Source organism: Bradyrhizobium sp. DOA1 (assembly GCF_001593325.1).
Taxonomy (GTDB): domain Bacteria; phylum Pseudomonadota; class Alphaproteobacteria; order Rhizobiales; family Xanthobacteraceae; genus Bradyrhizobium.
Genome location: NZ_JXJM01000001.1, coordinates 5,831,709 through 5,854,354 on the forward strand (window position 1 = coordinate 5,831,709; position 22,646 = coordinate 5,854,354).

Sequence of the window (22,646 nt, forward strand, 5' to 3'; positions counted from 1 at the left end):
TATCGCGATGGTCTTCCAGAACTACGCGCTCTACCCCTATCTTACGGTCAACGAGAACATCGCCTTCGGTTTGCGCGCCCGCAAGACACCCGAAATCGAGATCAGGAAGCGGGTTAGCGAAGCTGCGGAGATGCTCGGCATCGGCAACCTGCTCCAGCGTTATCCACGTCAGCTCTCCGGCGGACAGCGTCAGCGGGTCGCGATCGGCCGCGCCATCGTCCGCAAGGCGGACCTGTTCCTGTTCGACGAGCCGCTCTCCAATCTCGATGCCCAATTGAGGGACGAGATGCGGACCGAAATCAAGCGCCTGCATCACGAGATCACCACGACGATGATCTACGTCACTCACGATCAGGTGGAGGCGATGACGCTGGCCGACCGGATCGTGCTGCTGCGCGACGGACAAATCGAGCAGCAGGGAGCTCCGCTCGAGCTGTTCGAGCAGCCTCGCACGGGTTTCGTGGCCGGCTTCCTCGGCTCCCCCTCGATCAACCTCATCCCAGCGACCCTCAAGACGGACGGCAACGGCGCAGCAGTCGTGTTCCAGTCCGGCGACGCGCTGCGGCTTCCGAGCGCGAAGGCCGCATCATTGACCGGTGCGGCAGGACGAGAGGTTCTGGTCGGTATTCGCCCTCAGCATTTCAGCCTGGCTGGCGGAGGCCCCCTCCGCAACGGAGTGGTGTCCCATTCGGCGGTCGCCGATCTCATTCAGCCGACGGGGACCCGCACCTTCACGACCATCAAGATCGGCGGGGTGGATGCGGTTGCCGAGTTGCAGGCTCATGACGTCAGCAGCCATGGCGAGCGGATCGACCTCGCCATCGACCTCAATCGCGTGGTGCTGATTGATCCGGCCAACGGCCTGGTAATCGCCTAGCCAACACCAACAATCTGCAGAATGGAGGAATAAATGGCGTCTAGACTCTTTGCCACGGGGATCGGAGCGCCCGAAGGTCCGGTGTGCCTGCCGGATGGATCGATGTATGTCACGGAGATGTCCGCCTCGACCCTCTGCGTCACGCGGCTTGATTCTCGCGGCAATCGCAGGGTGGTCCGGACGACGGGCGGCCGTCCGAACGGACTGACGACCGACGGCCATGGGCGGATCTGGATTGCGGAAGCCGGTCTTCGGGCGCTGATTTGCATCGACGAAGGCGGAAATGAAGTCCGGCGCATGCGCGGCGAAGGTGCGGACCGCTTTCTGTTTCCGAACGACCTCTGTTTTGGTCCCAACGGCCTGCTCTACATGACCGATTCCGGCATGGCCGCGGAAGACTTCATCAATGGCCAGGCCTTCGTCGACGGCTATATCGACCTCGATTGGGACGGCCGTGTTTACGAGATCGATCCGGCAGCCATGAAGGTGCTCCGCGTGCTCGATCGCAAGATCCGCTTCACCAACGGCATTGCCTTCGGTCCCGATAACCACCTCTACGCCAACGCTTCCTTCACCGGCGAGATCTATCGATATGACGTGCTTGGCGAGGCAGCGCCGAAACGCGTCGTCTTCGGCAACGTGCTGCAGCCGGATGCCAATCCGGACTTCAAAGGGCCGGACGGGATGGCCTTCGGAATGGACGGTCGGCTCTATTGCACGGTCTACAACCAAAAGAACGTCACGGTGCTGGATCGCCAGGGTGAGGTCGCCGATCGCCTGATCCTAGATGGACCGCAGCCGACGAATTGCGCCTTCACCCTCGAGGGCAGGAAGCTGCGCGTCACCGAAGTCGGCAAGGGCCAGGTCGAGGAGATCGATATGCCTTGCGATGGTCTGCCGCTGCATCTGCCGAAATTCGCCTGACGCGGAGCCTCGCGGTTCATCCCGCGAGGCGTCCAGTCATCAAGTCAGAGGAAGCCGATTGACAGCCAGGGCACGGCCGCGACGATCAATGTGCCGATCAAGAGCGCGATCATGTAGCCCACGATGGGTTTCATGCCTTCGTCCGGGTTTATCCGGCTGATGGCGCAGGCCGCGTAGTAGCCGACGCCGAACGGTGGCGCGAACAGACCAATGCCCATCGCGAGAACGACCACCATCGCATAGTGGACATCGTGCACTCCGACCTGCCTCGCGATCGGGAACAGCAGCGGACCGAACAGGACGATGGCCGGGATCCCTTCCAGCACGCTGCCCAGGATCACGAAAGTCACGATCGTCACAGCCAGGAAGATGGGCACGCCGCCGGGAAGGCTGGTCATAAACTTGGCGAGAGAGGCGGAAAATCCCGACTGGGTCAGCGCCCATGCCATGCCGGTGGCCGCGCCGATGATGAGCAGGATAGCTCCCGACAGCGAGGCCGTCTCGACCAGCATCGGATAGATCCGGCGCCAGTCGAATTGACGGTAGATGAAGAGACCCGCACAGGCTGAGTACAGGATGCCGATGGTCGAGACCTCCGTTGCGGTCGCAACGCCTTCGACGACGGCGGTCCGGATCACGAACGGCAATGCGATAGCGGGTATTGCGATGACAAAGGCGCGGGCGATCTCCCGCCCCGCCGCCCTTTTGACGTGCGACAGGTCCTCGCGGCGGTATCGCCACCACACAACCGCCGCAAGCATGATCGCGAGCACCACGCCCGGAAGCAATCCGCCGGTGAACAGGGCTGAGATCGACACGCCGGTCACCGACCCGATCGTGATCAGAACCAGTGACGGGGGAATCGTCTCCGTCTGGGCACCCGTCGCGGCAAGGAGTGCTACGAGATCGCCTGGCTTTGCCCCCCTCTTCCGCATCTCGGGAAACAACACCGGAGCCACCGCAGCCATGTCTGCCGCCTTGGACCCGGAAATCCCCGAGACCAAGTACATCGCTCCGACCAGCACATAGTGGAGTCCGCCGCGCACGTGCCCCAGAAGGCTTGCCAGGAAGCCGACCATCGCGCGGGCCATACTGGTCATCTCGATCAGAAGGCCAAGAAAGACGAAGAGCGGCACGGCCAGCAGGATGAGATGGCTCATGCCCTCATCCATCCGCCCGATCATCACCACGTCGGGCGTGCTGGTCGTCAGGGCGAGATAGCCCACGGTAGCAAGGCCGAATGCAAACGCGATCGGCACCGCTGCAAAGACCATCGCCCCGACGACGAAGACGAAGAAGATCAAAAGGTTCAGATTGCCTAGCGGCTTCAAAACCGGGCCAAGGAGAACGAACGTTGCAATGATGCCTGCGACGATCGCCACGGAAGCGAGCAAGCTTCGCAACTTTGCGATGCGGATGAGCCGGAGGGCCGCGGCGATCAGCATCAAGCCAAGCCCGATCGGCAGCGCCGACGCACGCCAGCTGTTGACGATCTCAAGCGCGGGCGTGGTGACGAAAGCCTCGTCGGCGGCGAATTCATAGGCCGGCCAGACGACGAGCGCGAGGAATGCCAGCGATGCCGCGGCCGCCACGACATCAAGGAACGCGCGGACGTCCGCCCTGAGGATCCCGACGATCGCGGTCATCCGCATATGCTCACCGCGCTGGAACGCAATTACGGATCCAAACATGGCGAGCCAGAGGAAGAGGATGCCGGCAAGTTCATCCGACCAGACAATCGGCGAACGGAACACGTATCTGGCTACGATGCCTGCGGACAGCACTGCGATCTCGGCCAGTACGAGCAACGCCGCCGGTACCGCGACGACGTGCCCCAGCAGCGCATTCGCTTTCACTATCCAACTGCGCGAGCCTGCTTGAGACGCGCCGGCCACCCTAGCGGCATCTGCGTGCGGCGTGTGGCTCATGCTGGTCATGATAGCTGGCCCGCGGCCTTTTCGAGCTGGGACCACGCCTCCTCGCCAAACTTGCCCTTCCAGTCGGAGTAGAAGCTGGTCTTGGACAGGGCCTGACGGAAGGCGGCACGATCAACCTCGATGAACTTGAGGCCTTTGGCTGACAGATCCGTACGCAACGACTGGCTGAGCTTGGCGATGTCGGCGCGCTGATCGATGGCGGAGCGGTCGAACTCGCGCGTCACGATTTCCTGAACATCCTTCGGCAGGCGTTCGAAGGCGCGCTTGTTGCCGAGGATCCAGTAGCCGTCCCAGACGTGCCCGGTCAGGCTACACGTGCTTTGCACCTCGTAGAGACGCGCGGTCGCGATGATCGGCAGCGGATTCTCCTGCCCGTCGACAACCTTGGTCTGCAACGCGGAATAGACCTCGTTGAAGTTGATCGGCGTCGGACCGGCTCCGAGCGCCTTGAAGAGTGAGGTCAGCAGCGGCGCCGGCGGAACGCGGATCTGGAAATTCTTCAGGTCATCCGGCGTTCGCACCTCCCGGCCGGACGACGTCACCTGACGGAAGCCGTTGTCCCATGCCTTCGACACCGCCATGATCGGCGTCTTGGCTATCTGCGCCCGGATGTAGGTACCGAGATCGCCATCCATCGCCTTCCACACGCTGTCGTAGCCGGCGAATGCAAAGCCGGTGTTCACGATGCCGGCGCTTGGAACCAGAGTCGCAAGGATCGATGACGATTGATTGAAGAACTCGACGCCGCCGCTGCGAACCTGGGTCATGAGCTCGGTATCGGAGCCGAGCTGGTTGGCCGGAAACAATCTGATTTCCAACCGGCCGCTGGTCGCTTCCTTGATGCGGTCGATCGCTTCCTGCGCGCGGATGTTCACCGGATGGGTCGGATCCTGTCCGGTTGCGAACTTGTAGACAAACTCGGCGGCAGACGCCGGGCGGGTCAGAATCCCGCAGAGAGGTACGGCACTCGCCGCCATCAATAGCGAACGGCGGCTGATGCTTCCGGGCTTCGAGACAGTCATGTGTTCCTCCTGATCCTCTATTGGTTATGCTGCCCGCTGCATCAGCCACGCCGGCGTGCAGCTTTCCGGGCTTATCGTTCGCCGGTTCTCGACCGGCGGCATTTGGGCAAGAGACATCGCTCGCCGCCGTAACATGCGGCGGGCGGCTCTTCACCTGGACTTGGCTCGATTGGCGCTCAGCGCCTGCGCGCTATAGCCATTGCTTGACTTGTCTTGCGACCTCTGCGGTGGAAATCCCGTAGCGGTCGTGCAGCGTTGGGAGCGCGCCAGCGTCAAGAAACTCGTCGGGCAGTGCAATCTGGCGGAAAGCCGGATGGACGCCCGAGCGCATCAGAAGTGCGGCAACTGCCTCGCCAAGACCGCCGATCGTCGTGTGGTTTTCGGCAACCACGACAAGGCGGCCTGGCTTGCCGGCTTCATGCAAGATCGTTTGGGCATCGAGCGGCTTGATGGTCGGGACATGCAGGACCGCAACATCAACGCCATCGTCCTTCAAGGTTTGCGTGGCCTCGAGCGCACGCATGGTCATGATGCCGGACGAGATGACCAGGACGTCCTTCCCGTCACGGATCAGTTTGGCCTTGCCGAGCTCGAACTTGTAGTCATATTCGTCAAGCACGACAGGCACCTGGCCGCGCAGCAGGCGCATGTAAACCGGCCCCTGGTGCACCGCGATCGCAGGCACCAGCTGCTCGATTTCATGAGCATCGCAGGGATCGATGACCGTCATGTTCGGCATCGCGCGAAACAGCGCGAGATCCTCCGCGGCCTGATGGCTCGGGCCGTAGCCCGAAGTCAGCCCCGGTAGTGCGCAGACGATCTTCACGTTACGGTCTTCCTCCGCGATCGTCTGATGTATGAAATCGTAGGCCCGCCGCGATGCGAACACGGCGTAAGTGGTCGCGAACGGCATGAACCCTTCGGCGGCAAGGCCGGAGGCTGCGCCGAACAGAAGCTGCTCGGCCATGCCCATCTGATAATAGCGGTCCGGGAATTCCTTGGCGAAGATGTGCAGGTCGGTATATTTGCCGAGATCGGCCGTCATGCCGACCACTCGGAGCGGCTACGTGCGAGCGCGACGAGCGCGTGTCCAAAGGGCGCCGGTATCGTCTTCTGTCCCTCGGCAGCGATCGAGGCGATCATGGCTGAGGTGGTCAGGCGCGGCTTGCCCGGCTGTGGTGCTGATCTGACGGTCTTCATGCCTGCCTCCCGGCTTCCAGCGCGGCAAGCGCCAGCTGCCATTCGTGCTGCTCGACGCGGATAAAATGGTTTTTTTCGCGCTGCTCGAGGAAAGGTACTCCCTTCCCCATCAGCGTGTCGGCGACGATCATTCGCGGTTTTGGCTCGGGATGGGACTTGGCCGCGTCGAAGGCAGCAACGACCGCGTCGAGATCGTTGCCGTCGACGCGCTGCACGAACCAGCCGAAGGCCTGAAGCTTTCAACCAGCGGCTCGAAGGCCATCACCTGCGTGGAAGGCCCGTCCGCCTGCTGATTGTTGACATCGACGATGCCGACCAGATTGTCGAGCTTGTAGTGACCTGCCGACTGGATGGCTTCCCAGACGGAGCCCTCGTCAAGCTCGCCATCGGAAAACAACGTGTACACCCGAGCGTCGGACTTCTTGCGTTTGAGTCCCAGTCCCATCCCGACGGCGATGCTGAGCCCGAGCCCGAGCGAGCCGCCCGACATTTCCATCCCAGGCGTGTAGGAGGCCATGCCAGACATCGGAAGGCGGCTTTCGTCGCTGCCATAGCTTTCGAGCTCTTCCTCCGGCACGATCCCTGCCTCGATCAACGCCGCGTAAAGTGCGATGGCGTAGTGGCCGTTTGAGAGAAGGAAGCGGTCGCGTCCGTCCCAGGACGGATCCTCCGGCCGGTAGCGCATTGCGTGAAAGTAAGCCACGGCGAGCACGTCGGCGATGTCCAGCGCCTGAGCGATATAACCCTGGCCCTGAACCTCGCCCATGCGCAGCGCATTGCGGCGAACGCTGTAGGCCCGATCCGAGAGGCTCGGCGTGTTTGTCAACGTCGTTTTAGAGGTTTCCATCGATCTGGACCTTGTCTCGTCTCAGTGGATCAGCATGCCGCCGTTGACGTCGATCACGGCACCCGTGACATAAGCGGAGAGATCCGAGGCCAGGAAGGTGTAAATGCCAGCAACGTCTTCCGCTGCGCCTAGACGATTTAGCGGAATGCCTTCCAGGATCTTTGCTCGCATCTCGTCGGTGAGCTTGCCCGCAGTGATATCGGTGCCGATCAGGCCTGGCGTCACACAATTGACGCGGATGCCGTCCGGACCGAATTCACGGGCCATCGCCTTGGCGAGACCAAGCACACCAGCCTTCGCCGCCGAATAGTGCGGACCGCCAAATATTCTGCCGCCCCGCTGAGCCGAGACCGACGACATGCACGCGATCGATCCAGACTTCCGTGCGCGCATATGCGGGATCACGGCCTGGGAGAGGAACAGAACCCCTTTCAGATTGACGTCCTGGATGCGACCCCAGTCGGCCGCCGAAATCTCCAGAAATTTGACGGGCTGGGTGATGCCAGCATTGTTGACCAAGATGTCGATGCCGCCGAATGCTTCCATTACGCGCGCGACCGCCCGCTCGCATGATGACTTGTCGGCGACGTCGCACGACACTCCGACATGCTCTGTACCAAGAGTGGTCGCTGCACCCGCGGCAGCAGCGGCATCGATATCGAGAATGGCAACCCGCGCGCCCTCGGTAGCGAACCGGCGCGCCGTGGCAAGCCCGATGCCTCGCGGTGATGCCGCGCCCGAAATGATGGCCGTCTTACCGCTGAGCAGCATCAGTTCCTCCCGTAAATTGTTTTTCCTTGGCTGGCTAGGAATGCCTCGCGGTTGCGCAACAGACAAACGCACAGTTGTCACGGATCGATGAATCTGGTTCACTTATGGAATGCTGTCGAATGTCCCGATTTCGGCAATTCGCGCCTTTGAAGCCGCCGCCCGCACCGGATCGTTCCGCGATGCGGCGAATGAGCTTCACCTGACGCCTAGTGCGGTCAGTCATGCCATCCGCAAGCTGGAGGACACGCTCCGGACTGTTCTCTTCGAGCGCAGTGCCCGGTCAGTGCGGCTCACGCCGGCCGGCGAAAACCTGATGCGCCACACTGGAGCGGCGTTCGATCAGCTCCGTCGCGGTCTCGAGGAAGTTGCCGCGCGCGGGCCGCAATTGGTGCGCGTTCATTCCGCGCCAAGCTTTGCCGCGCAATGGCTGGCACCTCGGCTTGCACAGTTTCTCGCCACCTACCCGAAGCTCGAAGTCCGCCTGGCCGCGAGCACCGATTACGCGCGCTTCAGCAACGACGATTTCGATATCGACATCGTCTACGGTCCGCCGCGCGCGGAAGGAGTGGAGGTCGTTCCTCTGCCGGAAGAGACGGTCACGCCGCTCTGCTCCCCCGCGCTTGCAAAATCAATCAGGAAGGCTGCCGATCTCCTCGATCAAACGCTCATCCGTTCCGACGTGAAGCAGGTTCAGTGGCACCAATGGTTCACGGCGAACGGATTGGAAGCACCTGCGCTCCACGGCATGAGGTTCGATCGCAGCTTTCTGGCAATCGCAACGGCTGCGGAGGGATTGGGAGTAGCGCTGGAATCAACCCTTCTGGCTGAACGCGAGCTGGCGAGCGGACGATTAGTCGCGCCGCTGGCAGGACGCGCCAACGATATCCGCTACGTCGGCCATCGCCTGATCTATCCGAGGGCCAGCCGACAAAGATCTGCGGTCCGCGCCTTTGCAGATTGGGTCATGGCGCAGCTTGGACGCGAAGATATCCGATGAAGCGCTCGACAAGCTCCACCAAGACGAGAGCTCCCGCTCCGGGCCGGCGAAGCGGGCGTTCGATGACCGCTTTCATTGCGCGGCTCTGAAGCCAGGATAGATGATGAAAGAGAAGGCTCCCCACAACGATAGTCCGATTTCCGAGCCGTCCGAAGACCGCTTCGGAATCGAACCATTTTCAAAGACGCTCGCGAAGGGCATTCTGCAAATGACGGCACCGGAGGGAACGGTGATCGCGCTCAACGGTCCTTGGGGGTCCGGCAAAAGCAGCACGGTGAACCTGATTCGTCATCATCTTGCGACCGCGGTCGAAGCCGAAGAAATAACGGTCGTCGATTTCGCCTGCTGGTGGTTCAGGGGGGAAGAGGAGCTCGCCCTCGCCTTCTTCAGGGAGCTCTACGCCGGTCTCGGGCCGTCGCTAGGAAGCAAGTTCAAGAAGGTACTGCCGAAGCTCGGCGCTCGCAAGACGGCGGATATCGTCGGCCCGGCCGTCGATCTGGCAGGCGCATCCGGAGCCGGCACGATGGCCGCCGGGGCGATGAAATGGGCGTCGGGCCTGATCAAGCTCGATGACAGCGTTGAGAAGCTCTACGCTGAAATATCCAAGGCACTAAGCGATCAGGACCGGCGCTTTCTCATCGTAATCGACGACATAGACCGCCTCTCCCCCGACGAGGCGCTGCTGATCTTCAGGCTGGTGAAGTCCGTCGGCCGGCTGCCTAATGTCATCTACTTGCTTGTATTCGATCGTCCACTCGCCGAAGCGATCGTAAAGCAAAAATATCCGTCGGAAGGCCCCCAATTTCTCGAGAAGATAATTCAAGCGAGCTTCGACATTCCCGAGCCGCGCGTCGAGGACCTTCGCGAACAGCTACTCTCGAACATCGATAGGATCTGCGGCGCTTTGGACGATAGCGACGCGCTACACTTCATGAATGTCTTCTATGACGTCGTTGCGCCGGAAATCCGGACGCCCCGCGACGTGAACAGGCTGGCCAACAGCCTGGCCGTTACGTGGCCTGCGATCGGCCCAGAGGTGGACCGCGCCGACTTCATCGGGATCGAGGTGTTGCGGCTGCTGCAGCCGACGATCTACCGAGCTCTTCGATCCAATAAAGCACGGCTGACCGGGGGCGCCGACCGTGGGCTCGGGCGGCAATCGACCGATCAGAAGGCCGACTACGACAACGTACTGCTTGGCAGCGTCGAGGAAAAAGACCGCGAGCGATTTAAGCGAGCCCTCAAGCGCCTCTTTCCCAGGTTGGATTCCATCTGGGGCAATCTCTCGTACGGTTCGGACTCCGTATCGGGTTGGGAACGTCAACGGCGGGTCTGCGCCCCTTCCCGATTCGACGCCTATTTCAGGTTCTCCATCGGTGATGAATTACTGAAGAAAGAAGAGATCGACGCAATCATCGAACAGGCTGCAGATCGCCTATTCATCCAGGCGAAACTGAGGGAAGCGCTCGGCGTTCTGAGACGAAACGGCGGGACAAAGGCCGCGCTCATTCTCGACGAGCTTAATCTTCATGCGGAGTCGATCGAGAACGAAGCCGTGGAGCCACTACTGGCGGCGATATTCGAGATCGCGGACGAATTGGATACTTCCCGGGACGTCGCGAAAGCCTTCTCTATCGGTGACAACTTCCTGAGGATCCATTGGCTGCTACGGCGGCTACTTCTCGAACGTTTCGACCTCCAAACGAGGTCCTCCATGCTTCTGGCGGCCGCCAACGCGGCTCCGGTGGGCTGGCTGGTGGATCTCGCGGCTTCGGCGTTCGCCGCTCACCATCCGCGGGACGAAAAGCCACCCCAAACCGAAGAGAGGCACATCACGACTGAAGAAGACTGCACGAAGCTGCAGAAGCTCGCATTGAAGAGCGTTCGCGCAGAGTCCAAGTCGGGACATCTATGTTCACATTCCAGGTTACCGCAAATCCTCTTCAGATGGCATGACATGGCGAACGATGGCGGCAAGGAAGTTCGGCGCTGGACGAACTCGCAGTTGGGAAATGACAGCAGTGTGGTCGCGTTCGCCAAAGCCTTCACGTCTCATGGTTGGAGCCACGGGTCCGGAAACCGCGTCGCGCAGCGTACGACAACGGCCGGCCTCGACGGGATCGAGACGATCTTGAACGCGGAACAATTCCGGAAACGCGTGAGATCCGTCCTTTCAAATAAGTCATTGACCGAACAGGACCGAGCCGCTCTTTCGGAATTCGACGCGGCCTGGACCAGGCGCGAAACCGGCAAGCGGTTCTGAGGGCGCGAGGTTTGCCACATGCAGTGCGCAGCTCGCGCTGGTCGTAGCGGTGGATGATCCAGCGATGATCCACATCCGCGCGAGCACTTGAGGGCGAAGCCGGGAGCATGCATGGTCGGAAGCTATACCGAATGCAACCACTGTAGGGAGCTATCCGGCTCCCGACGAGGAAGTCGGATCGCGTTAGAACCGCTCGCGACGTATCGGCCCCAAGCGTCCATCAACTGTCGCCTCTTCTTCAACGCGTTGCCGCGCCGGTAGGCTTGCTCTGTCTCATCGCCCACCTTGTGCGCCAGTGCCATCTCCGCAATCTCGCGTTCGAAACCTGTTTCGTCACCCGCCCAATCGCGGAGGCTGGACCGGCACCCGTGCGTCGTCATCGCCGGATAAACTGCCTTGAGCGCGTGGAGCACGGCATTCATACCGAGCGGCTTCGTATGGTCCTTTGACCATTGCCCAGCAAACACGTAGGCGTCGCGCTCGGCCTCCTTCGGGATGACCGCTTTCAAGATCTCAATTGCGCGGTCGCAGAGTGGCACTTCGAAATCTTTGCCTTCTGGATGATCTTCTGTTTTCATCCGTTCCGCCGGGATGGTCCAAAGCCGCTCTGCGAAGTCCACCTCGCGGACGCGCATCAAGAGAGCCTCGCCGGTTCGCACCGCCGTCAAGATGATGTATTCAGCGGCGAGGTTGACGGTCGTGTCCGCGGCTTCGTGCTTAGCTTGAAGCGCCTGGACAATGCCGGGGATGTCCTTATAGGGCGCCGCCTTATGATGGCGCTTCGACCGTTTCGACTTCGGCAAGAGCGGCTTCAAGCTCTTCCACATCGCGGGGTTTTTCCCGAACCGAAGTCCTCTAGCCTCTGCGGCATCAAGCACGCGCTCTATCCGGCTTCGCGTTTCCCGGGCCGTGCGATTGATCGTCATCCAGATGGGCGACAAAATCCCCAACACGTCGTTCACGGTGATGTTGGCAAGGTCCATGCCTCGGATGGGTTTGCATCGCACCTTCAGGTCGCGCGTCCAGTCGGCGAGGGTATTCTTGCCTTTGAAGCCGGCCTTGATCGATGCCAAAAAGTCGTCCGCGAATTCTCCGAACTTCGTGGCCGCCGATATTTCTGCGCGCCGCTGCGCGGCTAAGTCCTTGCCCTCGGCCAGCCGCTTGCGCGCGTCAGCGGCCTTGAGCCGGGCGTCCGCGAGCGAGATGCCGTCCTTGCCTTTGCCCTTGGCAGGACCCAGCCCCATCTCTCTGCGCTTACTGGTGCCGCGCACCCGGTACAGGAATATCCATTGGCGCCGCGCATGCGCACCCGTCTCAATCGCGAGGTAAAGGCCGCCCCCGTCACTGTGCCGCCCAGGCTCAATGATGGTCTCCGCTTTCCGGGCCGAAAGCTTGTGCAACTGTCGTTTGGCCATGTCCGCCCCACCTATCCGCCCCACCATTGAACACGGATTGCAGCGGATTGCGGCGAACCTCCGTGAACAGCGGCGGATTTTCCATGAGGCGATTATAGCAGATGTTACAAAGTGTTAGAAGCCTTCAATGAACGACGGAGGACATGCGCGTAATTCCATCACGGACGCGGTGATGCCAGTCGCGCCTTACTTTTGTCTGGGCCTCACTTTGCGTCGGATGATCTGGCCTTCCCCGCCAACCACTCCCTCCCCTCGCCATAGAGCTTCTCGACCTCGGGGCCGATCAGGCCGGGCATATCGCGCTTGACCTTGTAGCCGATCAGCTCCTGCATATAGGCGAGGTGGCGGTAGCCTTCCGGGAGCGCTGCGAGCGCTTTCTGGTCGAGCCGAAGCGTCGCGGCGGGATCGACCGGGTCGATCCGGTCCTTCTCGTAGATCGGCTGGCGGCGGACGATGCCCCACTTTCCGATGCCTGATTGGTCTTGCCGCTTCTCCAGGAAATCATAGAAGCGCCCGGTGCAAACGACGTCGCAGAGCACGTCGTGCACCAGGGCGCGCTGCGAGATCGTCATCTTGGTCTGGGCGATGGCCCGCACGCCTTCGAGGTCGATGCTGGTGCCACCGAGGAAGTGCAGGATGCGCACGCCGTTGGCAAAGCCCTCCTGGCTGACCCGCATGAAATCCCGCGCCGGGCCCTGAAACCAGGTGGCCGACATCCAGCCCTCTTCGTGCCAGACGGTCGCAAAGCGCTCCCAGTCCCCGGCATCGCGCCACACCGCCCAGTTCTCGACGAGGTCGCGGATGGCAAGGCGATCGAGGATCTGCTGGTCCATGCGCGCGTCTCCGGCTGGGATCAATGCATGAGGTATGAGCGGCGAAGTCGATAGGCGTCAAGCGCGGATGCTGGCAAGAAAAATCCGGCGTGCCTTTCAGCACGCCGGATCAGATGCTTTCGCGAAATGCGTTTTCCTTTAAGCCGCCGGGGCCTTGGGGGCGCGGTTGCGCGAGTTGCGCTGGAAGAACAGGGCCTGGCTCGCGACCGCCGAAACCATTGCGGGCTGGAACGGTTTCGAGATCAGGAATGCCGGCTCGGGGCGCTCGCCGGTGAGGAAACGCTCGGGGTAGGCGGTGATGAACACCACCGGCACCTCGAAGGTGCGGAGCAACTCGTTGACGGCGTCGAGGCCCGACGAGCCGTCGGCGAGCTGGATGTCGGCAAGGATCAGGCCGGGACGCTTGTTCTTGGCCAGCGCCACCGCATCGGCATGGGTGCGCGCGACGCCGACGACGTTGTGGCCGAGATTCTTCACCAGGCTCTCGAGGTCCATGGCAATGAAGGTCTCGTCCTCGATGATCAGCACGTCGGTGGCAATTTCCGCCGCCATCTCGCGTCCGGCGGTATCGGCAAGCCGCCGCGTCTCAGCGACGTCGGTGCCGAGGATGAAACCGACTTCTTCCTCGGAAAACCCTTCGAGCGAGAGCAGCAGGAAGGCCTGCCGCGGCAGCGGCGTGATGTTTGACAGCCGCCGCTCCGGCGGCATCGGCAGGGTCGTCACCTCGGCATCGTCATTGACGGAGACCGAATTCCAGATCTGGGTGAACAGCCGGAACAAGCCGGCGCGCGGCCCATGGCTCTCGTCGAGCACCGACGGATCTCCCAGCATCGCTTCCAACATGGCTGCGACATAGGCGTCACCGGAGGCCTGGCTGCCCGTCAGGGCGCGCGCATACCGGCGCAACAATGGCAAGTGTTCAGCAACGAGCTGTGAACGGGACATCCCCACTCCATTCATCTTCGGGCCGGCCTCAATATCCAGGGCGTTTGACGCGGGGGGCCCGGGTTCCCCTGCTGGGCTGTTTACGCTTTACGCTAAGAAAAGTTCCGCACGGGGCGGAACTTTTTATCTCACGTCGCATTGTGCCTATCCAGGGAACGGCTCCCGGTTGAGAAAACTTCTCGATTTTACAGTCACTTAACTCGGGGAAACGTGGAACAGGTCATGAAAGATCTCAAGTCTCAAGCCAGCAAAAGCACGACCCCCGGCAAGGGAGGGCTCACTCCGGAGATTCAATCCCGGATCGGGCATCAGCTCCGCGCCATGTACGACGACGTCGTGCGGCAGGGGGTTCCGGATCGGTTCGCGGAGCTGATCAAAAAGCTTGATGCGCCAGGAGCGACGCCCCAAGTGGAAAATGGTGGGGGATCCAACGACAACAACAATGGGAGGGATTAATGCCTCTCACGGACTCCCTGCGTAACGACATCCTGGCAGCCGTGCCGAGCTTGCGCGCGTTCGCCATCTCGCTCAGCGGCAATGCGGACCGCGCCGACGACTTGGTGCAGGAGACGCTGCTTCGCGCGCTGGCCAACATCGACTCGTTCCAGCCCGGCTCCAACCTGCCGGCGTGGCTGTTCACGATCCTGCGCAACCTGTTCCGCTCCGACTATCGCAAGCGGCGGCGGGAGGTCGAGGATGCCGAAGGCAACTACGCCAAGACGCTGAAGACGCAACCGTCGCAAAACGCGCATCTCGAGTTCGAGGAGTTTCGCACGGCGCTCGACAAGCTTCCGCAGGACCAGCGTGAGGCGTTGATCCTGGTCGGCGCCTCCGGCTTCTCCTATGAGGACGCGGCGTCGATCTGCGGCTGTGCGGTCGGCACGATCAAGAGCCGCGTCAACCGCGCCCGCTCGAAGCTCGCCGCGCTGCTCTATGTCGAGGGCGCCGAGGACTTCGGGCCCGACGAGACCGTGCGCGCCGTGATCGGCGGCAGCGGCGGCTGACGGCCGGCATCGTCAGGTTCGAGACGACATCGAGGCGGCCGCTTGCGCGGCCGCCTTTGCGTGCCTGCGAGAATCACTCGTCCGCAAAGGTCACGGTGTCGGCGACATTGGCCCGCGAGGTGCGGTAGCTGTTGACCTTGTGCGCGTGGTCGGCATAGCCGAACGAGATGCCGCAGACGACGCGGCGATCCTCAGGCAGGTTGAAGTGGCGGCGGATCAGGCCGGAATGGCGCGCGAGCGCGGCCTGCGGAATCGTGCCAAGGCCGAGCGCCTGCGCCGCCAGCATGAAGTTGGAGACATAGGCGCCGCAATCGATCGCACCGTAGATGCCGAGCGGCTCGTTGGTGTGGATGATCGCGACATGCGGCGCGCCGAAGAAATTGTAGTTCTCCAGCGCCTGCTTGGCGTAAGCCATCTTGTCGCCGCGGGCGATGCCGAGCGTGTTGTAGAGCTGGAAGCCGCTCTCGCGCCGGCGTTCGAGATAGACCCCGACATATTCGCGCGGCGGCGTGAAATCGTAATCGTCACCGAGTCCCCCCGAGGCCTCCTTGTAGATGGCCAGGCGAAAGCGTTCCTTGGCCGCGCCACTGGCGATGACCACCTGCCAGGGCTGGCTGTTGCACCATGACGCCGTACGCTGTGCGGTCGTCAGCACATGCTCGATGGTGGCGCGGTCGACCTCCTTGGGGAGGAAGGCGCGGACCGAGTAGCGCTCGTTGAGGAGCTCTTCGAGCACCCCGATACGGTCGTTCTGATTGACTTTAGCGTCCATAAATCAACTCGCTTTCGTGCCCCGGTCGTCTATCTGCCCTTGGTCGGGATCTTGTTATACGGCACGTCCTTGTCGACACGAATATCGCCCGGCAGACCCAGCACCCGCTCGGCGATGATGTTGCGCAGGATCTCATCGGTGCCGCCGGCGATGCGCATCGAGGGCGAGGACAGCAGCATCTGCTGGAACTGGCCCTGCACCGTCTCCTCGTCATTGCCGGTCAGAACACCGGCTGCGCCCTGGAGGTCCATGGCGTAGGTCGCGATGTCCTGGAGCATCATGCCCGAGACCAGCTTGCCGATGGAATTCTCCGGGCCCGGCCGCTCGCCCTTGGACAGCGCCGAGATGGTGCGGTAGCTGGTGAATTTCAGCCCGTTCGACTTCGCCGCCCAGCTCGCGAGCTTCGAGCGCACCGCGGGATCGTCGATCGCGAGGCCGTCCTCCAGCATGAGACTGGAGCAGAACTCGAACATTTCGGGGACGCCGGTCGCGAGCCGCGCGCCGATCGACATGCGCTCGTTCATCAGCGTGGTCAGCGACACGCTCCAGCCGTCGCCGACGGCGCCGAGACGCTGGCTGTCGGGGATCACCACGTCGGTGAAATAGACCTCGTTGAACTCCTGCATGCCGTTGGCCTGCTTGATCGGACGCACTTCGACGCCCTCGCTCTTCATGTCCAGAAAGAACATGGTGAGGCCCTTGTGCTTGGGCACGTTGGGATCGGTGCGCGCGATCAGGAGCCCGTAGTCGGAATAATGCGCGCCCGAGGTCCAGATCTTCTGGCCGTTGACGACCCAATTGTCGCCCTTCTTCTCCGCGCGCGTGCGCAGGCCCGCAACGTCGGAGCCGGCCGACGGCTCGGAGAACAGTTGGCACCAGATCTCCTCGCCCGAGGCGAGCTTGGGCAGATAGCGGCGCTTGGCCTCCTCGCTGCCGAACGCCATCACGGTCGGGCCGCACATGCCCTCGCCGATCTGGAACGGCTGTGTCAGCTTGCCGTAGACGCCCTCTTCCTGCTGCCAGATCACCTTCTCGATCGGCGTCGCGCCGCGGCCGCCATACTCCTTCGGCCAGTGCAGGCAGGCCCAACCGCCTTCGGCCTTCTTCTTCTGCCAGGCCTTGCCGACATCGACGATATCGTGGTGAGCGAGCCGGATGCGGCCGAGCGAGGATTTCGACAGCTCGGCGTGCAACTCCTTCGGCGCATTGGCCTCGACCCATTTGCGCGCGGTCTCGCGGAATGCGGCTTCCTGCGGGGTGTCGTCGAAATTCATGGCGGACCTCTCAATCCTTGCGCGGTGCGTAGGGTGGGCAAAGCGAAGCGTGCCCACCACCTCCCCTCGATAGAATGCGTGGGCACGGCGCGTGCCGCGCCTTTGCCCACCCTACGATTCTAACCTCTTCCCTTCGTCGGGATCTTGTTGAACGGCACGTCCTTGTCGACCCTGATGTCGCCGGGCAGGCCCAGCACCCGCTCGGCGATGATGTTGCGCATGATCTCGTCGGTGCCGCCTTCGACGCGGGTGCCGGGCGCGCGCAGCAGCATGGCCTGGAAACGGCCGGCGAGTTCGGCATCCTCGCCGCTGATCACACCGCTTGCGCCCTGCAGGTCCAGCGCATAAGTCGCGACGTCCTGGATCATGGAGCCCGCCACCAGCTTACCGATGGAGTTTTCCGGCCCCGGCCGCTCGCCCTTCGACAGCGCCGAGATCGCGCGCATGCTGGTGTATTTCAGCCCGCTCGCCTTCACGGCCCAATTCGCCAGCTTCGAGCGCACCGCGGGGTCCTCGATCGCCGGGCCGTCGTCGAGCACGAGGCTGGAGCAATATTCGAACAGCTCCGGGAAACCGGTCGAGACGGCCGCGCCGATCGCGCTGCGCTCGTTCATCAGCGTGGTCAGCGAGACGTTCCAGCCGTCACCGACCTCACCGAGGCGCTGATGGTCGGGGATGCGGACATTGGTGAAATAGACCTCGTTGAAGTCGGAGGCGCCGCTGGCCTGCTTGATCGGCCGCACCTCGACGCCGGGGCTCTTCATGTCCAGGAAGAACATGGTGAGGCCCTTGTGCTTGGGCACGGTCGGATCGGTGCGCGTGAGCAGGATGCCGTAGTCGGAATAATGCGCGCCCGAGGTCCAGATCTTCTGGCCGTTGATCACCCAGTCGTCGCCGTCCTTCTCCGCGCGCGTGCGCAGGCCCGCGACGTCCGAGCCACCGGCCGGCTCGGAGAACAGTTGGCACCACACCTTCTCTCCCGAAGCCAGCGGCGGCAGATAGGTGCGCTTATGCTCCTCGCGGGCGAACGCCATCATGGTCGGCCCGCACATGCCGTGGCCGATGATGAACATACGAGAGAGCTGGCCGAAGGGACCCTCTTCCTGCTGCCAGATCACGCGCTCGATCGGCGATGAGCCGCGGCCGCCATACTCCTTCGGCCAGTGCAGACAGGCCCAGCCGGCATCGGCCTTCTTCTTCTGCCAGGCCTTTGCGACCTCGAGAATGTCGGCGTTCCTGAGCACGGTGCGGCCGAGCGAGGATTTGCGCAGCTCGTCCTCGTACTGCTTGGGCGCGTTCGCGTCGATCCAGGCGCGGGCGGTAGCGCGGAATTCGGCTTCCTGCGGGGTATCGTCGAAGTTCATGGCAACTCTCTCGTATTTCGTAGGGTGGGTTAGCCGAAGGCGTAACCCACCTCTTCGGTTTCCGCGTCGACAGAAGTGGTGGGTTACGCCGAGCGGACTGCGCTTCGCGCATCCGCAGGGCTAACCCACCCTACGCACCTGTCGCTATGCCGCATTCTTCTTCCGCATCCGGTCGATCAGCTGATCTTCCCAATACGACAGGCTGCCGAGCCCAAGGGCCATGGCGTTGGCGCGGCGGTAGTACATGTGGCAGTCGAACTCCCAGGTGAAACCCATGCCGCCATGAACCTGGATGTTGTTCTTGGCGCAGTGCTGGAACGCCTGCGTCGCGCTGATGCGTGCGGCGGCCGCGGCTTCCGGCAGCTCGGCTGCATTGGTCGAGAGCGCCCAGGCGCCGTAATAGCTGTTCGAGCGCGCCAGCGTCGCCGAGACATACATGTCGGCGAGCATGTGCTTGACCGCCTGGAACGAGCCGATCTGCCGGCCGAAAGCGATGCGGTCGAGCGCGTAGTCGCGGCCCATCTCCAGCGCGCGGTCGGACCCACCGACCTGCTCGAACGCGCAGAGCACCGCGGCGCGGTCTAGCACCTGCGTGAGGATGCTCCAGCCATCACCGGCAGCTCCCAGCGGCTCGGCCTTACAATCTTTGAAAGCGATTTCGGCCTGCCCGCGGGTCGGATCGAGATTGGTAAGGCTCTTCACTTCGGCGCCACCGGCTTTGAGGTCGACCAGGAACAGCGAGATGTCGCTATCGCGACCGCTCGAACCGGTGCGGGCGGCGACCACCGCGAAATCGGCAATGGCGCCGTCGGCGACCGGCTTCTTGACGCCGTTGAGCACGCCATTCGCGGCCGTCAGCTTGACGTTCTTCGGTGACGGATTGCCCTTGCCCTCGAACAGCGCCAGCGTGCCGATCGCCTCGCCCGAGGCGATCGCCGGCAACCATTTCTTCTTCTGCGCATCGCTGCCGGCGATCAGCAGCGCTTCGGCAGCAAGATAAACGGTCGAGGAGAACGGCACCGGCGCATTCGCCCGGCCCATCTCCTCCGCGATCACGCAGAGCTCGAGATGGCCCGCACCCGCGCCGCCAAATTCTTCAGGGATCGCGACGCCGAGAAAGCCCATCTCGGCGAGGCCCTTCCACAGCTCCTTGTCGTAAGGCGCCTTGCCGTCGAGCACGACGCGCACCGCCTTGGGCGAGCATTTTTCCGAGAGGAATTTGCGCGCCTGATCGCGGAGCTGTTTCTGGTCGTCGGAGAAATCGAAGTTCATGGTGGGCTATCCTCGTTCATTCGTTCCATTCATTGGGGAGTCATTCCGGGGCGCGCGCCCCTTGGCGCGAGCCCGGAATGACGAGGGATAAAGTTGCGCACTCATCGCAGCACGATCACATCCCCGTCCGGTTGATCCGCATAGAGCCGCTCCACCAGCGCGGCGCGGCGCTCGAGGCCGGCGCGCTGGTTGATGTAGCCCTTGTCGGTGAGTTCATTGCCGTCGATCGAAGGCGGCTCGACCATCAGCATCGCGCGGGCGATGATGCGACTGCTGGCTCCCTCGCATTCTTTATTGTGCGCTTCGAGCCCGCGCCTGAAACAGGCGATGACCTCCGGATGCTTCACCGCATCGGCAAAGCTCAGATCGGGATTGCCGACGAGCTGACGGCAGGCGTGCAAGTTCGGCCAGGCCAAGAGGCCAATGAAGGCGCGGTCCTGCCCCGCGACCAGCGCGTCATGCACGACCGGCGTGGCAGCCGCGATCGCATCGGTGCGGAGCGAGCCGACATGCACGAAGGTACCGGTGGTGAGCTTGAAGTCCTCCACGACGCGGCCTGCAAAGATGATGCCCTTTACCGGATCGGACTCGTCAACGAAGATGCCAGCATCGCCAATGCAGTAAAAGCCCTCCTCGTCGAACATCTTCTTCGTCAGCTCCGGCTGGCCGAAATAGCCGGGCGTGACGTTGACGCCGCGCAGGCGCAGCTCGTATTTCGAGCCGCACGGCACCATCTTCAACTCGACTCCGGGGAACGGCAGGCCAATCAGTCCGACGCGCTCGGTATCCCAATAGGTGCCGGTCGAGGTCGGCGCGGTCTCGGTCGAGCCCCAGCCGGTGTAGAACACGATGCGCTCGCCGGTGGTCTTCACCGCGAGCGCCTGCATGCGATCGTAGAGATCGTCGGGCAGCCGCGCACCGCCATAGGCCATGATCGACAGATTCTTGAAGAAGGAGCGACACAGCGCATCGTCCTTCTCCATGGCCGCCGCGAGCGCCGCATATCCGGCCGGCACGTTGGCGTAATAGGTCGGCGAGATCTCGCGTAGGTTTCGCAGCGTCTCCTCGAACTGGCCCGGCATCGGCCGGCCGTCGTCGATATAGAGCGTGCCGCCATCGACCAGGATCGGGTGAAACGCGGCATTGCCACCCATGGTGTGATTCCACGGCATCCAGTCCAGCATGGTGGAGATCGGGCCATCAGGCGAGCGCGGCCGCACCTGCATCATCATCGCCGCATTGGCGCACATCATCTCCTGCGTGTTGATGACGGCCTTTGGCATACCGGTCGAGCCTGAGGTGAACAGCAGCTTGCCGACGGTCTGCGGCGTGATCTGTGCGATCGACGCCTCGACATCGGCGGTCACAGGCGTTGCCGCCAGCTCGGCAAAACTGACGCTCTTGATGCCGTCGCAGGGGCGCGCGACGTGAACCACCGTAACGCCAGTGAGATCGAGCGCCTTCAGGGCCTTCTCGAAGGTCGGGCCATCCTGCACCATCACCACGGCCGGCCTGATCAGGTCGAACAGGTATTTCAGCTTGACGTGATCGTGGCTCATCAGCGAATAGGCCGGTGACACCGGAGCCGCCGGTGCGCGCGCCTGCATCGCCGCCTGCGTCATCAGCGCGTGCTCGATCGAATTGCCGGAGAGGATCGTGACCGGCCGTCCCTCGAGCTTGAGGTTGAGCAGCGCCTGCGTCAGCGCATCGACGGTGCGCTTGGCTTCGCCGTAGGAGACCTTGCGCCAATCGCGGTTGGGCCCGCCACGCTGCGCCAGCCAGATGCGCTCGGGCGCTTCCCTCGCCCATTTCGCGAGCGAGGCGGGGATGTGCTTCTCGTAAGCCTGCAGCGGAATGCGCGACTTCAGCACCACCGTGCCGTCGCCGCGGCGCTCGACGGCGATGTCGCGCGCGAGCCACTCGACCTTGCGAAAGGCGGGCTTCGTCATCACCGCCGCCGCGCTTCCACTCATTTTGCGTCTCCCGGAATTTCTTGTCCTTTGCGGATCTTCGTCGTTCAGCGCTTGATATAGACAGGCTTTCGCTTCTCAAGGAAGGCCCTGATGCCTTCCGAAAATTCCTCGGAGCGGCTGCACAGGACCTGGTTGCGATCCTCCATCGCGATCGCAGCTTCCAGCGAGCCGGCATCGACGCTCATGTTGAGACATTCCTTCGACAGCCGCAGCCCCACGGGCGAGGCCGTCATCATCGCGTCGACGTAGGGCGCGGCCGCGTCGTCGAGCTTGTCCTCGTCGACGACTTCGGAGACGAGACCGACCGCGAGCGCGCGCTCGGCGCCGATGAAGCGTCCGGTGAGGATCAGCTCGGACGCCACGGAGACGCCGACGAGCCGCGGCAGGAAATAGCTGGTGCCGATGTCGCAACCGCCGAGACCAAGCTTGATGAAAGCGCAGTTCATCCGCGCCGATTTCGTCGCGATGCGGATATCGGAAGCCAGCGCCAGCGCAAACCCGCCGCCGGCCGCCGCGCCCTGCACCAGCGAAATGATCGGCTGCGGGCAGCGCCGCATCAGCATCACGATGTCGGCGATGCGCCGCTGCGAGTCCAAGGACTCCGTGACGCCGGGCGGTTCCTGTTGCCCGGCGCGACGCGCCATCGCGGCCTTGAGATCGAGGCCGGCACAAAAATTCTTTCCGGCGCCTTTCAATACCACCACGCGGCTATCGCGGTTGCGTTGCAGGCTCTGGAAATAGTCGTTGAGCGCATCGATCAGCACCGGATCGAGGGCATTGAGGCTATCAGGCCGATTGAGCGTCAACCGGTCGACGCCGTCATCATGCTCGATCAGCAGCGGTTGGGACATGGGTGCCTCGTGCATCGGTCGTGAGCCAGGCTGCCACCCTCCCCTAGAGGGGGAGGGTCGATCGCGCGGAGCGCGAGCGGGGTGGGGTGACGGTCTCTCCCCACT

At 62.8% G+C, this 22,646-nt stretch carries 18 protein-coding genes and 2 pseudogenes; 6 read left to right on the forward strand and 14 right to left on the reverse strand.

Annotated elements, in window-relative coordinates:
- Both SE91_RS35720 and SE91_RS26860 read left to right on the forward strand, forming a co-directional pair.
- On the forward strand, window positions 1-877 hold an 877-nt coding region (locus tag SE91_RS35720), incomplete at its 5' end, for an ABC transporter ATP-binding protein (RefSeq protein WP_082813842.1).
- A 33-nt stretch (window positions 878-910) separates the two neighbouring features.
- Window positions 911-1,801, forward strand: a complete 891-nt coding sequence (locus SE91_RS26860) for an SMP-30/gluconolactonase/LRE family protein (protein WP_061849784.1) — start codon at window positions 911-913, stop codon at window positions 1,799-1,801.
- A gap of 44 nt (window positions 1,802-1,845) precedes the next feature.
- On the opposite strand, the gene SE91_RS26865 is transcribed toward SE91_RS26860, so the two are convergent.
- The 5 genes and pseudogenes from SE91_RS26865 to SE91_RS26885 form a co-directional block, all read right to left on the reverse strand.
- Window positions 1,846-3,729, reverse strand: a complete 1,884-nt coding sequence (locus SE91_RS26865; protein WP_082813934.1) for a TRAP transporter large permease — start codon at window positions 3,727-3,729, stop codon at window positions 1,846-1,848.
- Window positions 3,730-3,734: 5 nt separating this feature from the next.
- Window positions 3,735-4,760 carry a TRAP transporter substrate-binding protein gene (locus SE91_RS26870; protein ID WP_061849786.1) on the reverse strand — a complete coding sequence of 342 codons (1,026 nt, stop codon included), beginning with the start codon at window positions 4,758-4,760 and terminating at the stop codon, window positions 3,735-3,737.
- 190 nt (window positions 4,761-4,950) lie between these two features.
- Window positions 4,951-5,960, reverse strand: a pseudogene (locus tag SE91_RS26875) (transketolase family protein).
- Window positions 5,957-6,807: pseudogene (locus SE91_RS26880) on the reverse strand (transketolase). The pseudogenes SE91_RS26875 and SE91_RS26880 overlap by 4 nt, the downstream one beginning before the upstream one ends.
- Before the next feature lie 21 nt (window positions 6,808-6,828).
- On the reverse strand, window positions 6,829-7,578 hold the full coding sequence (locus tag SE91_RS26885) for an SDR family NAD(P)-dependent oxidoreductase (RefSeq protein WP_061849787.1): 750 nt from the start codon (window positions 7,576-7,578) through the stop codon (window positions 6,829-6,831).
- A 109-nt stretch (window positions 7,579-7,687) separates the two neighbouring features.
- Here SE91_RS26885 and SE91_RS26890 point away from each other — a divergent pair, with 109 nt between their 5' ends.
- Together SE91_RS26890 and SE91_RS26895 are read left to right on the forward strand one after the other, a co-directional pair.
- A complete protein-coding gene (locus tag SE91_RS26890; RefSeq protein WP_061849788.1) occupies window positions 7,688-8,575 on the forward strand; it encodes a LysR substrate-binding domain-containing protein in 888 nt (295 codons plus the stop codon).
- A gap of 103 nt (window positions 8,576-8,678) precedes the next feature.
- Window positions 8,679-10,838 carry a KAP family P-loop NTPase fold protein gene (locus tag SE91_RS26895; RefSeq protein ID WP_063921360.1) on the forward strand — a complete coding sequence of 720 codons (2,160 nt, stop codon included), beginning with the start codon at window positions 8,679-8,681 and terminating at the stop codon, window positions 10,836-10,838.
- A gap of 122 nt (window positions 10,839-10,960) precedes the next feature.
- Here SE91_RS26895 and SE91_RS26900 read toward each other — a convergent pair whose 3' ends face one another.
- From SE91_RS26900 to SE91_RS26910, 3 genes are all read right to left on the reverse strand, one after another.
- Complete coding sequence (locus tag SE91_RS26900; RefSeq protein ID WP_197489520.1) at window positions 10,961-12,253, reverse strand: tyrosine-type recombinase/integrase; 1,293 nt, start codon at window positions 12,251-12,253, stop codon at window positions 10,961-10,963.
- A gap of 203 nt (window positions 12,254-12,456) precedes the next feature.
- The gene (locus SE91_RS26905; protein WP_061849791.1) at window positions 12,457-13,086 is read right to left on the reverse strand and encodes a nuclear transport factor 2 family protein; all 630 of its coding nucleotides are present in this window, start codon (window positions 13,084-13,086) and stop codon (window positions 12,457-12,459) included.
- A gap of 138 nt (window positions 13,087-13,224) precedes the next feature.
- Window positions 13,225-14,031, reverse strand: coding sequence for a response regulator (locus tag SE91_RS26910; protein ID WP_061849792.1), 807 nt, complete (start codon window positions 14,029-14,031; stop codon window positions 13,225-13,227).
- A gap of 222 nt (window positions 14,032-14,253) precedes the next feature.
- Here SE91_RS26910 and SE91_RS26915 point away from each other — a divergent pair, with 222 nt between their 5' ends.
- Window positions 14,254-14,487: a NepR family anti-sigma factor gene (locus SE91_RS26915; protein ID WP_007597239.1), complete on the forward strand. Its 234-nt coding sequence runs from the start codon at window positions 14,254-14,256 to the stop codon at window positions 14,485-14,487.
- Window positions 14,487-15,035: a sigma-70 family RNA polymerase sigma factor gene (locus SE91_RS26920; RefSeq protein WP_008543571.1), complete on the forward strand. Its 549-nt coding sequence runs from the start codon at window positions 14,487-14,489 to the stop codon at window positions 15,033-15,035. The genes SE91_RS26915 and SE91_RS26920 overlap by 1 nt, the downstream gene beginning before the upstream one ends.
- 73 nt (window positions 15,036-15,108) lie before the next feature.
- Here the strand turns inward: SE91_RS26920 and SE91_RS26925 are convergent, their stop codons facing one another.
- The 6 genes from SE91_RS26925 to SE91_RS26950 all read right to left on the reverse strand — a co-directional run bounded on the left by SE91_RS26925 (window position 15,109) and on the right by SE91_RS26950 (window position 22,541).
- Window positions 15,109-15,807 carry a nitroreductase gene (locus SE91_RS26925; protein ID WP_061849793.1) on the reverse strand — a complete coding sequence of 233 codons (699 nt, stop codon included), beginning with the start codon at window positions 15,805-15,807 and terminating at the stop codon, window positions 15,109-15,111.
- 29 nt (window positions 15,808-15,836) lie between these two features.
- Window positions 15,837-17,081 carry an acyl-CoA dehydrogenase gene (locus tag SE91_RS26930; RefSeq protein WP_061849794.1) on the reverse strand — a complete coding sequence of 415 codons (1,245 nt, stop codon included), beginning with the start codon at window positions 17,079-17,081 and terminating at the stop codon, window positions 15,837-15,839.
- Between the two features lie 119 nt (window positions 17,082-17,200).
- The gene (locus SE91_RS26935) at window positions 17,201-18,445 is read right to left on the reverse strand and encodes an acyl-CoA dehydrogenase (RefSeq protein WP_061849795.1); all 1,245 of its coding nucleotides are present in this window, start codon (window positions 18,443-18,445) and stop codon (window positions 17,201-17,203) included.
- A gap of 144 nt (window positions 18,446-18,589) precedes the next feature.
- Window positions 18,590-19,717, reverse strand: a complete 1,128-nt coding sequence (locus SE91_RS26940) for an acyl-CoA dehydrogenase family protein (protein ID WP_061849796.1) — start codon at window positions 19,715-19,717, stop codon at window positions 18,590-18,592.
- A 101-nt stretch (window positions 19,718-19,818) separates the two neighbouring features.
- Window positions 19,819-21,690, reverse strand: a complete 1,872-nt coding sequence (locus SE91_RS26945) for an AMP-binding protein (protein WP_061849797.1) — start codon at window positions 21,688-21,690, stop codon at window positions 19,819-19,821.
- Window positions 21,691-21,734: 44 nt separating this feature from the next.
- Window positions 21,735-22,541: an enoyl-CoA hydratase/isomerase family protein gene (locus SE91_RS26950; protein ID WP_061851348.1), complete on the reverse strand. Its 807-nt coding sequence runs from the start codon at window positions 22,539-22,541 to the stop codon at window positions 21,735-21,737.
- Between the last annotated feature and the right edge of the window lie 105 nt (window positions 22,542-22,646).

Coding starts and splice junctions, on each gene's coding strand:
- SE91_RS26940 (WP_061849796.1), bottom strand. CDS start 19,717: ATGAACTTCGATTTCTCCGACGACCAGAAACAGCTCCGCGATCAGGCG.
- SE91_RS26920 (WP_008543571.1), top strand. CDS start 14,487: ATGCCTCTCACGGACTCCCTGCGTAACGACATCCTGGCAGCCGTGCCG.
- SE91_RS26905 (WP_061849791.1), bottom strand. CDS start 13,086: ATGGACCAGCAGATCCTCGATCGCCTTGCCATCCGCGACCTCGTCGAG.
- SE91_RS26950 (WP_061851348.1), bottom strand. CDS start 22,541: ATGTCCCAACCGCTGCTGATCGAGCATGATGACGGCGTCGACCGGTTG.
- SE91_RS26945 (WP_061849797.1), bottom strand. CDS start 21,690: ATGAGTGGAAGCGCGGCGGCGGTGATGACGAAGCCCGCCTTTCGCAAG.
- SE91_RS26870 (WP_061849786.1), bottom strand. CDS start 4,760: ATGACTGTCTCGAAGCCCGGAAGCATCAGCCGCCGTTCGCTATTGATG.
- SE91_RS26865 (WP_082813934.1), bottom strand. CDS start 3,729: ATGAGCCACACGCCGCACGCAGATGCCGCTAGGGTGGCCGGCGCGTCT.
- SE91_RS26910 (WP_061849792.1), bottom strand. CDS start 14,031: ATGTCCCGTTCACAGCTCGTTGCTGAACACTTGCCATTGTTGCGCCGG.
- SE91_RS26890 (WP_061849788.1), top strand. CDS start 7,688: ATGCTGTCGAATGTCCCGATTTCGGCAATTCGCGCCTTTGAAGCCGCC.
- SE91_RS26895 (WP_063921360.1), top strand. CDS start 8,679: ATGAAAGAGAAGGCTCCCCACAACGATAGTCCGATTTCCGAGCCGTCC.
- SE91_RS26930 (WP_061849794.1), bottom strand. CDS start 17,081: ATGAATTTCGACGACACCCCGCAGGAAGCCGCATTCCGCGAGACCGCG.
- SE91_RS26925 (WP_061849793.1), bottom strand. CDS start 15,807: ATGGACGCTAAAGTCAATCAGAACGACCGTATCGGGGTGCTCGAAGAG.
- SE91_RS26935 (WP_061849795.1), bottom strand. CDS start 18,445: ATGAACTTCGACGATACCCCGCAGGAAGCCGAATTCCGCGCTACCGCC.
- SE91_RS26885 (WP_061849787.1), bottom strand. CDS start 7,578: ATGCTGCTCAGCGGTAAGACGGCCATCATTTCGGGCGCGGCATCACCG.
- SE91_RS26915 (WP_007597239.1), top strand. CDS start 14,254: ATGAAAGATCTCAAGTCTCAAGCCAGCAAAAGCACGACCCCCGGCAAG.
- SE91_RS26860 (WP_061849784.1), top strand. CDS start 911: ATGGCGTCTAGACTCTTTGCCACGGGGATCGGAGCGCCCGAAGGTCCG.
- SE91_RS26900 (WP_197489520.1), bottom strand. CDS start 12,253: ATGGCCAAACGACAGTTGCACAAGCTTTCGGCCCGGAAAGCGGAGACC.